Raw genomic sequence first — 14,960 nt, 5'->3', positions numbered from 1 at the left:
CGTCGTGCGCTCCACCGCGCACGCGACCTCCGTACCTGAATTCCGTACGCCCGCTTCGTACGTGTCGTACGTGAACTTCTCACAGCAACACCGTTCCAGGGAGCTGTTGTCCATGAGCGCCGAGTCAACGGGGCAGAACGAAGACTATCTCCGCGCCTTTCGGCGGCGCTTTAGCGACTGGAGGGGCTCACGTCCCTTCTGGGCGGGCCTGTTGGTCCTGCTCGGCGGTTTCCCGATCATGTATCTGCCGTACGCGAACCTCCAGATCGGTCACCTCACGCTCGCCATGTCGACGACGGGCGGCGCGGGATCCCTCATCATCGGCGTGCTGCTGGTGGTGCTCGGGGTCAGCCTCTGGTTCCAGCGGCACGTACGCACCTTCGCCGGTACGGCGGCGATCCTCCTGGCGCTCGTGTCCATCCCGGTCTCCAACCTCGGTGGCTTCGGTGTCGGCTTCCTGCTCTCCCTGATCGGCGGTGCGCTGGCCATCGCCTGGGCGCCCGGTCACGAGGAGGCGGCGGTGCCGTCCACCTACAAGACCCCGTCGCGGAAGCCGGTCGCGCAGGACACGGCTCCCGAGAACACGGCACAGCAAGGTGCGGTCCCCCTGCACAAGGGCGACGCCCCGGAGTCCGCGGGAGCGGGCTCGGTGAGCGGGGCGGCGAACGACGAGGGCGACGACCTGACAGGTACCACCCCCACGAACGGGACGAACGGGAGGCACAGTGCCGGCTGACGAGGTGACCCACGGGACTTCGGTGGGAGAGTCCCGTGCGAGATCCGGACCGCGGCACGCGGCGCCCAAGAAGCCCCTTCTCACCCGGCTGAACATGCCGGCGGGCAAAGCGATAGCCCTGGCGGCGATGCCGACGGCGGTCCTCATGGGCATGGGCTTCACGCCCACGCTGACGCTCGCCCGCGCCGACGACCCGACGAAGCTGAGCCTGACGGCCGACGAGTACAAGGACTGCGTGGAGGCCCTGGAGGCCGCCGAGGAGGGCACCGACACCTCCGCCTCGCCGACCCCGACCCCGTCCGCCGAGGCCTCGGAGAGCGCCGACCCCACGGACGAGGACACGTCCACGGACGAGGACAAGGACACGTCCGCGGGCGACGACTCCGCCGACGACAGCAACTCCTCCGGCGACTCGGCCACCGACGACACGACCACGGACGACTCCGCGTCGTCGGATTCAGGTTCCGACGACAAGGACAGCTCGACCTCGGACGAGTCGTCGACGACGGGCGGCACCGACGAGTCCGCGGCCGACTCCGGTGACACCTCGTCGGCCGACACCTCCGGCACCGACAGCGGCGGCAACGTGCTGGAGGACATCGGCACCGCCATCGAGGACCTGTTCACGCCGGACGACGAGGAGACGGAGACCACCACGCCGTCCACGTCCACCAGCCCGTCCCCGTCGCCCTCCGGCTCGGAGGACGCCTCCGGCTCGGACAAGGACGAGGACGCGGGCTCGGACGCCGGCAAGGACGCGCAGGACACCGCCGACAACGCCTCCGACAAGGTCCAGGACGCCGCGAAGGACGTCACCGGCACCGCCGAGGACACCGAGAAGGCGGCCGAGGACGCCACCGACGACGCCACGGACGACGCCACCGCCACGCCGAGCCCCTCGCCGAGCGAGAGCACGGACGCGGAGGGCTGCCCGGTCGCCACGGACGACGAGAGCGGCGTCGAGAAGGGCATACCGCCGCTGCCGAACGACCCCTGGTACCTGGACGCCAGCTCGCTGCTGCTGAAGGGCGCCGACTACAAGGGCGTCGTCAAGGTGAAGACCGCCGACGGCTCGGTCAAGGAGGTGCTGAAGTACGTCATCTCCGACGGCACCGACATCGGCGACCTCCACCAGACGGTCGAGGACAAGCAGGCCGGCGTGACCTACCACGTGCAGGCCGGCAAGGGCACGACGTCCACGATCCGTGAAGGCAAGACGGTCATGTACACCGAGAGCATCTCCGGCAACCTGCTCGGTCTGATCCCGGTGACCTTCGACCCGAAGCACCCGCCGCCGCTGAACATCCCGCTGATCTACTTCACCAAGGTGAAGGTCGTCCAGGCGGGCCAGTTCGGTGGAACCCTCACCGTTCCGGGCATGCACCAGTTCATGACCGACTGAGCAGCCGGTCACTCCAGGGCCCGGGCAACCGGGCCCCCAGGACCCGTCCGGGAGCCGCACAACACCGAGGGCGCCCCCTGTCTCCAGGGGGCGCCCTCGGTGCTGTCCTGCGTGGTGCTCCTGCGCCGACGAGCGGTCGGCGCGGGGTCAGTCGCGGGCGCCGCCGCCCAGGTGGTGCACCCGGACCATGTTGGTGGTGCCCGGGACACCGGGGGGCGAGCCGGCGGTGATGACCGCGATGTCGCCCTCGTTGAAGCGGTTGAGCTTGACCATCTCGTGGTCGACCAGGTCGACCATCTCGTCGGTGCTGTTCACGAACGGCACGACGTGCGACTCGACGCCCCAGCTGAGCGCCAGCTGGTTCCGGGTGGACTCGTCGGTGGTGTACGCGATGATCGGCTGCTGCGCGCGATAGCGCGAGAGCCGGCGGGCGGTGTCACCGGACTGCGTGAACGCCACCAGGGCCCGTCCACCGAGGAAGTCGGCGATCTCGCAGGCGGCACGGGCGATCGAACCACCCTGCGTGCGCGGCTTCTTGCCCGGCACGAGCGGCTGCAGACCCTTGGAGAGCAGCTCCTCCTCGGCCGCGGTGACGATCTTCGACATCGTCCGGACCGTCTCCAGCGGGTACGCGCCCACGCTGGACTCCGCCGACAGCATGACCGCGTCCGCGCCGTCCAGGATCGCGTTGGCCACGTCGGAGGCCTCGGCGCGCGTGGGGCGGGAGTTGGTGATCATCGACTCCATCATCTGGGTCGCCACGATCACCGGCTTGGCGTTGCGGCGGCACAGCTCGATGAGCCGCTTCTGCACCATGGGGACCTTCTCGAGCGGGTACTCGACGGCCAGGTCGCCACGGGCGACCATCACGCCGTCGAACGCCATCACGACGTCCTCCATGTTCTCCACCGCCTGCGGCTTCTCCACCTTGGCGATGACGGGGACCCGGCGGCCCACCTCGTCCATCACCTTGTGGACGTCCCGCACGTCGTTCGCGTCCCGCACGAAGGACAGCGCCACCAGGTCGCAGCCCATGCGCAGCGCGAACCGCAGGTCCTCGACGTCCTTCTCGGACAGGGCGGGCACGTTGACGGCCGCGCCGGGCAGGTTGATGCCCTTGTGGTCGGAGATGACACCGCCCTCGATGACCTCGGTCCGCACCCGCGGCCCGTCGACCTCGATGACCTTCAGCTCGACGTTGCCGTCGTTGATGAGGACCTGGTCGCCTGGGGAGACGTCCCCGGGCAGCCCCTTGTACGTCGTACCGCAGATCTGCTTGTCGCCCGGCACGTCCTCGGCTGTGATGGTGAACTCGTCACCGCGCACCAGCTCCACGGGGCCCTCGGCGAAGGTCTCCAGACGGATCTTCGGGCCCTGGAGGTCGGCGAGGACACCGATGGCCTTGCCGGTCTCGGCGGCGGCGGCCCGGACCCGGTCGTAGCGGCCCTGGTGCTCTGCGTGGCTGCCGTGGCTGAAATTGAAACGGGCCACGTTCATGCCGGCCTCGATGAGGGCGACCAGTTGCTCGTGGGAGTCGACCGCGGGGCCGAGAGTACAGACGATTTTCGAACGGCGCATGGGACGATCCTATCGGTTTGTTTCGCTGCGGAATATTCCGTCTGGCGGAATGCATATGGGCGGCTATGCGCTCAGTCGTGTTACCGACGTGTATTGCCCGGTGGTGCTCAGTTGTTCTTTTCGAAGCTCAGATGTTCTTTCCGACCAGGGTGTAGGTCTGTGTCGCGATCTCCAGTTCCTCGTCCGTCGGGACCACCGCGACGGCGACCCGCGCACCGGCCGGCGAGATCAGCCGCGGCTCGTCGCTCCGTACGGCGTTGAGGTCGCCGTCCACGGCGAGGCCCAGGCCCGCCAGGCCCGCGAGGGCGGCCTCCCGCACCGGCGCCGCGTTCTCGCCCACCCCGGCCGTGAACGCGACCGCGTCCACCCGGCCGAGCACCGCGTAGTAAGCGCCGATGTACTTCTTCAACCGGTGAATGTAGATGTCGAAGGCCAGCTTCGCCCGCTCGTCGCCCCCGTCGATTCGCCGGCGGATTTCCCGCATGTCGTTGTCGCCGCACAGCCCGATCAGACCGCTCTTCTTGTTGAGGAGAGTGTCGATCTCGTCCGTGGACATTCCGCCAACGCGCATCAAATGAAAGATGACGGCCGGGTCCATGTCTCCGGACCGCGTACCCATCACGAGCCCCTCCAAAGGCGTCAGCCCCATGGAGGTGTCCACGCACCGGCCGCCCTCGACCGCCGAGGCCGACGCCCCGTTGCCGAGGTGCAGCACGATGACGTTCACCTCCGAGGGGTCCTTGCCCAGCAGTTCGGCCGTCGCCCGGGACACGTACGCGTGCGAGGTGCCGTGGAAGCCGTAGCGGCGGATGCGGTACGCGTCGGCCGTCTCGACGTCGATGGCGTAGCGGGCGGCCGACTCCGGCATGGTGGTGTGGAACGCCGTGTCGAACACCGCCACCTGCGGCAGGTCCGGGCGCAGCGCCCGAGCCGTACGGATCCCGGTGAGGTTGGCCGGGTTGTGCAGCGGCGCCACCGGGATGAGGCGCTCGATCTCCGCGAGCACGGTGTCGTCGATCACGGTCGGCTCGGTGAAACTCTGTCCGCCGTGGACCACCCGGTGCCCGATGGCGGCCAGTTCGGCGGAGTCGAGGCCCAGCCCGTCCGCGGCCAGTTCCTCCGCGACGGCCTTCAGAGCGGCCTCGTGGTCGGCGATCGGCCCGGTGCGCTCGCGGGAGGCGCCGCCGGTGGTGAGCGGGGTGTGCTTCAGCCGGGAGTTCTCCTCGCCGATCCGCTCGACCAGGCCCACGGCCAGCCGGCCGCTGTCGCGCATGTCGAGCAGCTGGTACTTGACCGAGGAGGAACCGGAGTTGAGGACGAGGACGCGGGTGGCGGTCACGGTGGTCGGGTGCCTTCTGTCGTCGGTGGGAGTCACGGGGCGGTGGCGGTCGCGCCGGCGGTGGCCGGGGCCGGGGGCACGGCGGTCCCGGCCGCCGGCGTCTGGGCCTGGATCGCCGTGATGGCGACCGTGGTGACGATGTCCTGCACGAGCGCGCCCCGGGACAGGTCGTTGACCGGCTTGCGCAGCCCCTGGAGGACCGGCCCGACCGCGAGCGCGCCCGCCGACCGCTGTACGGCCTTGTAGGTGTTGTTGCCGGTGTTGAGGTCCGGGAAGATCAACACCGTTGCCTGGCCCGCGACTTCGGAGTCCGGCAGCTTGGTCGCCGCGACACTCGGCTCCACGGCGGCGTCGTACTGGATCGGCCCCTCGATCAGCAGGTCGGGCCGTCGGGAGCGCACGATCCCGGTGGCCTCGCGCACCTTGTCGACGTCGGCGCCCGACCCGGACGTCCCCGTGGAGTACGACAGCATCGCGATCCTCGGCTCCACCCCGAACCGCCGTGCGGTGGCGGCCGACTGGATCGCGATGTCGGCGAGCTGCTCGGCGTTCGGGTCCGGGTTCACCGCGCAGTCCCCGTACACCAGCACCCTGTCGGCGAGGCACATGAAGAACACGGACGAGACGATGCCCGCGTCCGGCTTGGTCTTGATGATCTCGAAGGCGGGCCGGATGGTGGCGGCCGTGGAGTGCACCGATCCCGACACCATGCCGTCGGCGAGGCCCTCCTGGACCATCAGCGTGCCGAAGTAGTTCACATCGGAGACGACGTCGTACGCCAGTTCCAGGCTGACGTTCTTGTGGGCGCGGAACTCGGCGTACTTCTCGGCGAAGGAGTCCCGCCACTCGGAGGTCGCCGGGTCCACCAGCATGCTGTCGCCGAGGTCGATGCCGAGGTCGGCGGCCTTCTTGCGGATCTGCTCGACGGGGCCGAGGAGGGTCAGGTCGCAGACGTTCCGGCGGAGGATGACCTCGGCCGCTTGCAGGACGCGGTCCTCCGTGCCCTCGGGCAGGACCACCCGGCGCCGCTCGGAGCGGGCCTGTTCGAGGAGCGTGTGCTCGAACATCATCGGAGTGATCCGGTCGCTGCTCGGCGCCGAGACCCGGCCCCGCAGCTCGGCGGTGTCGACGTACCGCTCGAAGAGCCCGAGCGCGGTCTCCGCCTTGCGCGGTGTCACCGCGCTCAACTTGCCCTCCATGGAGAACAGTTCGGAGGCGGTGAGGAAGGAGCCCGACTCGACGGCGACGACCGGGGTGCCCGGGGCGAGGCGGGCGGCGAGCGTGAGGATCTCGTCGCTGGGCCGCTCGTTCAGGGTGAGCACCACACCGGCGATCGGCGGGGTGCCGGCGCTGTGCGCGGCGAGGGCGCCGACGACGAGGTCCGCGCGGTCGCCGGGGGTGACGACCAGACAGCCCGGGGTCAGGGCGTTGAGGAAGTTCGGCAGCATGGCACCGCCGAAGACGAAGTTCAGCGCGTCGCGGGCGAGGCCCGAGTCGTCACCGAGGAGGACCTTGCCGCCGAGGGCGTGGGTGATCTGGGCGACGGTCGGCGCGGAGAGCGCGGGCTCGTCGGGCAGGACGTAGCAGGGCACGGGCAGCGGCAGCCGCGAGTCCCCGAGCCGCTCGGCTATCTCGCCGCGGTCGGCGGGCGTGACCCGGTTGACGACCATGGCGAGCACGTCGCAGCCGAGGCCCTCGTACGCGCGGTACGCGTTGTGCGTCTCGGCCACGACCGACTCGGCGGTCTGCTTCCGCCCGCCGACCACCGGGATGACGGACGCTCCGAACTCGTTGGCGAGCCGGGCGTTGAGCGACAGCTCGTCCGGGAACTGCGTGTCCGCGAAGTCGGTGCCCAGGACGAGGACGACGTCGTAGTCGCGGGCGGCGGCGTGGAACCGGTCGACGAGGGTGGAGACCAGCTCGTCCGTGCCGTGCTCGGCCTGGAGCGTGGACGCCTCGTGGTAGTCCATGCCGTACACGGTCGCCGGGTCCTGGGTGAGCCGGTAGCGGGCGCGCAGCAGGTCGAAGAGCCGGTCCGGTCCGTGGTGCAGCAGCGGCCGGAACACCCCCACCCGGTCGACCTGGCGGGTCAGGAGCTCCATCACCCCCAGCTCGACGACCTGGCGGCCATCGCCGCGATCGATCCCGGTCACGTACACGCTGCGCGTCACGTGTGCTCTCCGTTTCATGTGGTTCGACTGTTTCGGCAGGTTCGGCAGGTTCGGCAGGGGAGGGGCGGAAATCACCGTCGCGGCGGACGGAAACCCTCTTGACAATACCTCTGGCCATGGATAAGGCGCCCATCAACGGGGAGGGGTGCCGGGTGGGGCGGGAGGGGCGCGGCGACCCCCGGTCGGCCGTGAAACAATCGGACTGGCTCATAAGTACCGGCACCGAGCCGGACACTCAGGACGCTCAGGACGATCAGGACGAGCAGGAGACACAGCACGATGCGTATCGGAGTTCTCACCGCAGGCGGCGACTGTCCGGGCCTGAACGCAGTGATCCGGTCGGTCGTGCACCGAGCGGTCGCCCACTACGGCGACGAGGTCATCGGCTTCGAGGACGGCTACGCGGGTCTCCTCGACGGCCGCTACCGCACCCTCGACCTGGAGTCCGTCAGCGGCATCCTGGCCCGTGGCGGCACGATTCTCGGCTCCTCCCGCCTCCAGCGCGACCGTCTGCGCGAGGCCTGCGAGAACGCCCAGGACATGGCCCACCGGTTCGGTATCGACGTACTGATCCCGATCGGCGGCGAGGGCACGCTGACGGCGGCGCGGATGCTCAGCGACGCGGGCCTTCCGGTGGTCGGTGTCCCGAAGACCATCGACAACGACATCTCGTCGACCGATCGCACGTTCGGTTTCGACACGGCCGTCGGTGTCGCCACCGAGGCGATGGACCGCCTGAAGACCACCGCCGAGTCCCATCAGCGGGTGATGGTGGTCGAGGTCATGGGCAGGCACGCGGGCTGGATCGCCCTGGAGTCGGGGATGGCGGCGGGCGCGCACGGCATCTGTCTGCCCGAGCGGGCCTTCGACCCCGCCGGCCTGGTGAAGATGGTGGAGGAGCGCTTCTCGCGGGGCAAGAAGTTCGCGGTCATCTGCGTCGCCGAGGGCGCGCACCCGGTTGAGGGTTCCATGGACTACGGCCACGGCGAGATCGACCAGTTCGGCCACGAGCGCTTCCAGGGCATCGGCACGGCGCTCGCGTACGAGCTGGAGCGCCGCCTCGGCAAGGAGGCCAAGCCGGTCATCCTCGGTCATGTCCAGCGCGGCGGCACCCCGACCGCGTACGACAGGGTGCTCGCCACGCGCTTCGGCTGGCACGCGGTCGAGGCCGCGCACCGGTCCGACTACGGCCGCATGACCGCCCTGCGCGGCACCGAGGTGCTGATGGTGCCGCTGGCGGAGGCGGTGACCGAACTGAAGACGGTGCCGAAGGACCGGATGGACGAGGCGGAGTCGGTGTTCTAGGGGTCCCCCGGGGCCGCGGCGCCAGGTCTTTCCACTTGCGGTGCGGCGGGTGTGGCGGGCCGGGGTCAGTAGGGGGCCGTTCGCCGGACCAGTGACCAGAAGTGGTCGGTGATCCGGTCGAGGTAGTCGCGGCCGGCGTCGCCCGAGTCGGTCGCGGCGGTGCCGTTGGCCCAGGTGAGGGTGGCGGTCATCAGGCCCTGGTAGTCGGTGTGCATCTCCTGGAGGACGTCTTCCAGGAGATGCCGGTCGAGGGCGAGCATCTTGGTGATCGGTCGGACGTGTGCCTGCCAGCGGGTGGTGACCGCGCTGTGGAGCAGCTCCCTGAGTTTCGTCTCGCGCCCCGTCACGGTGGTGAGTTCGGGCAGCGAAAGGTCGAGCACGGTGGCGAGGGCGGCGGACTGACGGTCGGTGCCGCGCCATTCCCCGGTCTCCTCCATCCCCAGGTACGAGGAGAGTTCGAGGCCGACCGCGCGGGCGACGTCCTCGGCGGCGATCCCCTGCGCCGTGCGGTGCTCGCGCAGGGTCCTGGGAGCGGTGACGAGTTCACCGACCGAGCACCACAACACCCCCGCGAGCGCGCTGAGTTCGGGGCCGGTGGGGGAGACGGCGCCGCCTTCCCAGGCGGCGACCAGGTCCGGGGTGACGTACGGGAGGCCGTACGAGGACCGCATTCCGTAGGCGACGTGTTCGGGCCCCATGCCCAGCGCCACGCGTAGTTGGCGGGCGGCCGGGGCGTTGAAGGGCGGGGCGGGGGCGGCGGCTTGGGGGTCCGTGTCCGCGTGCGCGTATGGCCGCGGGTTCGAGTGCGGGTGCGGGTAGGGGTGCTGGGGCTGCCGTTCGTGGGCTGAGCGTCGGTGCACGCGCACAACGTAGGGGCGCGGGGCTGCGGTGACTACGGGCTGTTCGGCCACAAACACGGATTGTAGGAAGCTACGGGTGGTGAGAAGCCTGTGACTCCTGGGGATCGAGGGGCGGCCCTGGGAGCCTGGGGCCCGGGTGCGGATGCGTGGACGGCCTGGGTAGGGATGACGGCATGACGAAGCTGGACGGGCACATACGTGAGCGCCTACTGGCGCCGAATTTCTGGCACTTGGCGACGGTCGGGCCGGACGGGGCGCCTCAGGTGTCCCCCATGTGGGTGGACATCGAGGAGGACGCGGGGGTCGAGTACGTCATGGTCAACACCTCTGTGGGGCGGGTGAAGGAGGAGAACCTGCGGCGCAACCCGAGCGTCTCCCTGTCCCACATCGATACCGAGAACCCCTACGACCGGGCGGAGATCCGGGGACGGGTGGTGCGCTTCGTGGAGGGGGAGGAGGCGGAACGGGCCATGGACCGGCTCACGCGGAAGTACATCGGGGAGGAGCGGTATCCATGGCTCCTGCCCGGGGAGCGGCGCCTGATGATCCTGATCGAGGCGGTGCGGGTGCGGCGGGTGGTGGGGGTGGAGCCGTTCCGGGCTGGGAAGTTGGGTGGGCCGGAGCAGGAGGCGTGACGGCGGCTACGCCAGGGCTGCCGCGGCGGCTCGGGCGCGGGTGGCCCGATCGGGTGCGTCGGCGAGGGTGAAGGCGTCGCAGGCTCGGAGGTAGTGGGCGCGGGCCTGGTCCCGCGCGCCGACCGCCTCGTGGATCATGGCCAGGTGTTCGAGGGTCTGACCGGCCCCGTACCAGTTCTCGAACTCCTCGAAAATCTCCAGGGATCTGCCGTATGCCTCGATCGCCTCGTTCATCCGGCGCGCGTCCCTCTGGGCGAAGGCGAGGTTGGCCCACGCGTTGGCTTCGCCGAGACGGTCCCCGACGGCCTGGTACAGGTCGCGGGCGCGGGCGAGGGCGGTGAGCGCCTCCTCCGGCCGCCCCGCCGCCCCCAGAGAGATACCGAGGCTGCCCCACGCGTCGGCTTCGCCGAGACGGTCGCCGACGGCCCGGAACAGTTCGAGGGCCTGAGTGTGGGCGGAGGCGGCCTCCTTGAGCCGACGTGCCGACAGCAGGGCGAGGCCGAGGTTGTTCCAGGAGCGGGCCTCACCGGCGTGGCCACCGCTGGTCCTGAACAGGGCGAGGGCACGGGTGTGGGCGTCAACCGCCTCCTTCGCCCGACCCGTGTCCCGCATGGCGATACCCAGGTGGTCCCACGCGCGGGCCTCAGCGATGCGGTCACCGGACCGGTGGGCGGCACTCCGCGCGATACCGGCCACGGTGATCCAGTCGTCGAAGAAGCGCCGCCACTCCAGGTACATCGCCAGGTGGGAGGCCAGTTCCACCGCTGCCGCCGTGAAAGGTTCCTCTGCCGCCCACCGCACTGCCGCCACCAGCCCCGCGCGCTCGCGGTCCAGCCATTCCAGCGCTTTCTGCCGGGTCACGAACCGGCCCTGCGAGTCCTGCCCGCCGGCAACCCGGCGCAGCCGGTGAGTCGCCGCGTCAGCCCACCGCACGTATAACGCGAGCACCCGCTGCCGCGCGGCCTCCCCCTCCCTCCGCAACCCCGCGTCCCCCGCCACCACACTCATGCCGTACGCCCGCACCAGGTCGTGCAACCGCCACCGCGGCATCGAGCCCTGCGCCCGGTCGTCCCGGACCGGTGTGACCAGGTGGGCGGCGGCCAGGTACTCCAACGGGGCGAGCACGGAGGTCGTGTCCGCGTCGGCCAGCGCGGCCACCGCCTCCGTGGTCGTCTCCGAGTCGGGAGCGAGGGACAACAGGCGCAGCAACCGGGCCCGGTCCTCCCGCAGTCGGTGGTACGAGGTCTCCAGCACCGGCCGCAGGACCAGCGAGCGCCCGTACAGGTCCGTCCCGGGACTGCCGTTGTCGAGTGCGGTCGTCGGGTCCCCGGCAGCCCTGATCTCCTCCACCAGCGACGCGATTCCCTCGTGTCGGTGGCGGCGTCGGCGTAGCGTCGCCGCCGCGATCTGGAGTGCGAGGGGCAAGTGGCCGCAGAGGGCGGTGAGTTCGTGGAGGGCGTCCGGTTCACGAGTCGGGCGGTCGTCGCGTTCGTCGGCGTAGTGCAGGGCGCGGGTGATCAGCGCGGCGGACTCGTCGGGGTCGAGCGCTTCGAGTGCGATGACGCGTACCGGGAGCGCGTCCGGGCGCTCCCGGGACGTGATCAGCACCCGGTGGTGATCCGTGCCGGGGAGCAGGGGGAGGTACTGGGACGGGTCCGAGGCGTTGTCCAGGATCAGCAGCGTGCGGTCGTGCCGCTGGGCGAGGAGCGTGCGGAAGGTGTCGTACTGGCGTGCCGTCGTCGGTGGCAGATCAGAGCCGCGTACGCCCAGCGCGTCGAGCAGGGCCACGACGGCCTGGTCGGCGGTGGCCGGGTCGTCGTCGTAGCCGCGCAGGTCGACGAAGAGGAACCCGCCGGGGAACCAACCCTCGGCCCGTGCCCGGTGCGCCGACTCCAACGCGAGGGCCGTCTTGCCGACGCCGCCCATGCCGGTGACGGCCAAGAGCAGCGGGGCGCTCTCGTCCGAGGTGGGGGCCAGATGGGGGAGCAGGCGGTCCAGATCCGCCGTGCGGCCGGTGAAGCCGGGAGGGCGGGGCGGGAGGGTGGTGGTCGCGACCGGGACCGGACCGTGGAGCGTGCCGCTACGGCCGGTGTCCGAGCTGTTTGCCGATGACGGGTCCGTGGAAGGGGCCGCCCCGGAGGTCGATGTGGTCGCCTCCGTACGAGGCTCCGCCGTCCCCGTCGACCCGTTGGGGTCCCTCCTCGGTGTCGGAGGAGCCGTCGCGGCCCCCGCGCGGCCGGTGCTTCCGAAGCGTCGCCACCGCCACCGAGGCCGCCTGGGCGGCGGCCCGCTCCTGCGAACCCGTCGCGTCGGCCTCGTGCTTGGCGGCGTCGGCGTGGTCGCTGATGCCCCGGAGCACCAGCGCGTGCAGCTGGCCGTTCAGGTGGGCGGCGCGCAACGTGCCCGCACCCTCCATCTCGATCGCCGCGGCGTCGTTGTAGTTCTCGCGCAGATGCTGGGCGATCTTCGACTCGGCATCGGCCAGGACCACGTCACCGGAGGCGATCGGCTTGAAGTGCGCCCGTACGCCGTCCATGTCCCGCACCGCGGAACGCGCCGCGCTCTCCAGCGCGTACGAGACCGGCCAGGCCTCGGGACGGACCTGGAAGCCGTTCTCCGTCTGCTTGCCACCGTGGATGCCGTACACCCTCGTGCCGACCACGACGTCCCCGATGCCGATGTCGGCCTTGAGGCTGCCCGCGACGCCTACGAACAGCACCGCCTCCGGCTTCAGCCAGCCGATGATCTGCGTGGTGAGCGCGGCCGCGTTGCTGTTGCCCTCGCCCAGTTCGGCGAGGGCGAGGTACCAGTCGGTGCCGGAGAGCCTGCCCCGCTCCACTCGGGCTCCGGCGTTGTCAGGGTGGACGAGCTCCTCCCGGTCCTCGATGTGGGGACGCACAGCGGCGTACTCCAGCGCGAGCGCGGTCAGGACGAGGACGGTGGGGTGAGTCTCCGGCACGGTTTCAAGGTACTGCCAAGAGGTTCGCCCGGTGCGGGTGTTGACTGGTCGAGGGGCGCGAGATGGGTACCGGCTCGCGGGACTGGTTCTGGGCAGCCGCCACGCTGCAGAACCTGGCCCTGGCCCATGCGGCCGCCCGACGTCCTGCTGAAGCCGTGCCCACTGGTTCCAGGCCGTAGACGCCTACGTCCGAGCCGACCAGCCCGCTGAAACCGCGGAAGCCCGCACCCGAGCCGCAGCCCTCGAGCAACTCCTCACCCCTTGACCGCCCCACCCAGAGCAAACCCCCCACCCAACCGCCTCGCCACCCCCACATACAACAAAACCACCGGCGTCGAATAGATCACCGAGAACGCCGCCAGCTGCCCGTAGATCACCGTCCCCCGATTCCCGAAGAATTCATTGATGCTCACGGCAGCCGGCATCTGCTCAGGCGTGAGCAGCAGCATGAACGGAACGAAGAAGTTCCCCCACATCATCACGAACGAGAAGACGGTCACCACCGCGACGCCCGGCCCCATCAGCGGCAGCACCACCCGCACCAGCGACTGGAGCGACGACGCGCCGTCCGTCCACGCCGCCTCCTCCAGTTCCTTCGGCACCCCGTCCATGAAGTTCTTCATCAGCCAGATCGCGAACGGCAATTGGGACGCGGCGAAGAAGAAGATCGTGCCCTGCATGGTGTCGATCAGGTTCACCTGGACGAAGAGCGCGTACACCGGCACCATGATCGCCGTGATCGGGAGGCTCGTCGCGAAGAGGATGGTGAGGAGGAAGGGGCGGTTCAGGCGGGAGCGGAATCTCGACAACGGGTAGGCCGCCAGGGCCGCGCATATCACCGTCAGCACAGTCCCCCCGCCACACAGCAGCAGACTGTTCAGCATCGGCGTGAAGGTGATCTCCGGGGTCAGGACCGCGTCGAAGTTGTCCAGGGTCACGCCGTCCGGGACTTTCACCGTCAGGTCCGCCCGCGGGTCCACCGACGAGAGGATCACCCAGGCCAGCGGGAGGACGAACGCCGCGGCGATGGCGAGCAGCCCCGCGTCGGCCGCGAGCCGACGGGTGTTCGGGGAGGTCACGGCACCTACACCTCCGTCCGCAGCAGCCGCAGATAGATCACCGAGAACAGCGAACCCACCACCAGCAACAACAGCGCCACCGCCGTGCCGTAGCCGATCATGCTCTTCTGGAACGCCTCCTCGTACATGAACAGGGGGAGGGTCTGGCTCCTGCCGCCCGGGCCACCCCTCGTCATCACCCAGATCAGGCCGAAGACCGACAACGTCTGCAGCGTGATGAGCATCAGGTTCGTGCCGATCGAGCGGCGGATCATCGGGAGCGTGATGTGCCACATGCGGCGCCAGCCGCCCGCGCCGTCGACCTCCGCCGCCTCCGTGATCTCCTTCGGGATCTCGTTCAGGGCCGCCGAGTAGACCAGCATCGAGAACGCCGTTCCCCGCCAGACGTTCGCGAACGACACCGCCAGGATCGGAAGCGTGTACAGCCAGTTCTGGGTGGGGAGTTGGAGCCAGTCCAGGACGGCGTTCAGGGTGCCTTCCCGGCGGAAGAAGGCGTACAGGAGGAACCCCGCCACCACCTCGGGCAGGACCCACGCGGTGACGACGATTCCTCCCACCAGCGTGCGAACCGGTTTCGAGGCGCGTTGCATCAGCGCCGCCAGCGCCAGGCCCAGCGTGTTCTGGCCGAGCAGCGCCGAGACCACCGTGAAGACCAGGGTCAGCCAGACCGCGTTGAGGAAGGCCTCGTCCCCGAACGCCGTACGGAAGTTGTCGAAGCCGATGAAGGAGTCCTCGGCCTGGCCGGTGAGCTGGAGGTCGGTGAAGGCGATGTAGGCGCAGTAGGCGATCGGGCCGGCCAGGAACAGGAGCAGGAGGACCGAGGCGGGGGTGAGGGGGAGGGCTCGGGTGAACGCCCGGAAGGCGGGGTGAGGAGGCCCCGATGCCTGCCTCTTCAT

12 protein-coding genes are annotated in these 14,960 nt (G+C 70.1%); 4 read left to right on the top strand and 8 right to left on the bottom strand.

What is annotated here, in order from left to right; genetic code table 11:
• Nucleotides 1–112: 112 nt before the first annotated feature.
• Nucleotides 113–736 carry a DUF6114 domain-containing protein gene (locus K1J60_RS13795; protein ID WP_220646484.1) on the top strand — a complete coding sequence of 208 codons (624 nt, stop codon included), beginning with the start codon at nucleotides 113–115 and terminating at the stop codon, nucleotides 734–736.
• Nucleotides 726–2,138: a hypothetical protein gene (locus K1J60_RS13790; RefSeq protein WP_220646483.1), complete on the top strand. Its 1,413-nt coding sequence runs from the start codon at nucleotides 726–728 to the stop codon at nucleotides 2,136–2,138. Before K1J60_RS13795 ends, K1J60_RS13790 begins: the two co-directional genes overlap by 11 nt.
• Nucleotides 2,139–2,285: 147 nt before the next feature.
• Here K1J60_RS13790 and pyk read toward each other — a convergent pair whose 3' ends face one another.
• The 3 genes from pyk to pta all read right to left on the bottom strand — a co-directional run bounded on the left by pyk (nucleotide 2,286) and on the right by pta (nucleotide 7,226).
• Nucleotides 2,286–3,716, bottom strand: a complete 1,431-nt coding sequence (gene pyk / locus K1J60_RS13785) for a pyruvate kinase (RefSeq protein WP_033529314.1) — start codon at nucleotides 3,714–3,716, stop codon at nucleotides 2,286–2,288.
• A gap of 127 nt (nucleotides 3,717–3,843) precedes the next feature.
• The gene (locus tag K1J60_RS13780; RefSeq protein WP_220646482.1) at nucleotides 3,844–5,055 is read right to left on the bottom strand and encodes an acetate kinase; all 1,212 of its coding nucleotides are present in this window, start codon (nucleotides 5,053–5,055) and stop codon (nucleotides 3,844–3,846) included.
• Between the two features lie 32 nt (nucleotides 5,056–5,087).
• Complete coding sequence (pta, locus tag K1J60_RS13775; protein WP_220646481.1) at nucleotides 5,088–7,226, bottom strand: phosphate acetyltransferase; 2,139 nt, start codon at nucleotides 7,224–7,226, stop codon at nucleotides 5,088–5,090.
• Between the two features lie 279 nt (nucleotides 7,227–7,505).
• Between pta and K1J60_RS13770 the strand changes: the two genes are divergently transcribed.
• Nucleotides 7,506–8,531, top strand: coding sequence for an ATP-dependent 6-phosphofructokinase (locus K1J60_RS13770; protein WP_220646480.1), 1,026 nt, complete (start codon nucleotides 7,506–7,508; stop codon nucleotides 8,529–8,531).
• Nucleotides 8,532–8,596: 65 nt separating this feature from the next.
• On the opposite strand, the gene K1J60_RS13765 is transcribed toward K1J60_RS13770, so the two are convergent.
• Nucleotides 8,597–9,391 (bottom strand): helix-turn-helix domain-containing protein, encoded by a 795-nt coding sequence (locus K1J60_RS13765; RefSeq protein WP_259407715.1) that lies wholly within the window; start codon nucleotides 9,389–9,391, stop codon nucleotides 8,597–8,599.
• A gap of 173 nt (nucleotides 9,392–9,564) precedes the next feature.
• Here K1J60_RS13765 and K1J60_RS13760 point away from each other — a divergent pair, with 173 nt between their 5' ends.
• The gene (locus K1J60_RS13760) at nucleotides 9,565–10,026 is read left to right on the top strand and encodes a PPOX class F420-dependent oxidoreductase (protein WP_220646478.1); all 462 of its coding nucleotides are present in this window, start codon (nucleotides 9,565–9,567) and stop codon (nucleotides 10,024–10,026) included.
• Between the two features lie 6 nt (nucleotides 10,027–10,032).
• Here the strand turns inward: K1J60_RS13760 and K1J60_RS13755 are convergent, their stop codons facing one another.
• The 4 genes from K1J60_RS13755 to K1J60_RS13740 form a co-directional block, all read right to left on the bottom strand.
• The gene (locus tag K1J60_RS13755) at nucleotides 10,033–12,003 is read right to left on the bottom strand and encodes a tetratricopeptide repeat protein (RefSeq protein ID WP_259408259.1); all 1,971 of its coding nucleotides are present in this window, start codon (nucleotides 12,001–12,003) and stop codon (nucleotides 10,033–10,035) included.
• 103 nt (nucleotides 12,004–12,106) lie between these two features.
• Nucleotides 12,107–12,985 (bottom strand): 5'-methylthioadenosine/S-adenosylhomocysteine nucleosidase family protein, encoded by an 879-nt coding sequence (locus tag K1J60_RS13750; protein WP_220646477.1) that lies wholly within the window; start codon nucleotides 12,983–12,985, stop codon nucleotides 12,107–12,109.
• Between the two features lie 254 nt (nucleotides 12,986–13,239).
• Complete coding sequence (locus K1J60_RS13745; protein ID WP_220646476.1) at nucleotides 13,240–14,064, bottom strand: carbohydrate ABC transporter permease; 825 nt, start codon at nucleotides 14,062–14,064, stop codon at nucleotides 13,240–13,242.
• Nucleotides 14,065–14,069: 5 nt separating this feature from the next.
• A complete protein-coding gene (locus K1J60_RS13740) occupies nucleotides 14,070–14,960 on the bottom strand; it encodes a carbohydrate ABC transporter permease (protein WP_220646475.1) in 891 nt (296 codons plus the stop codon).

The sequence above is a fragment of the Streptomyces akebiae genome (genome assembly GCF_019599145.1).
Classification (GTDB): domain Bacteria; phylum Actinomycetota; class Actinomycetes; order Streptomycetales; family Streptomycetaceae; genus Streptomyces; species Streptomyces akebiae.
The sequence above is the reverse complement of the archived record's forward strand: the minus strand, read 5'-3'. Positions and strand labels throughout refer to the sequence as shown.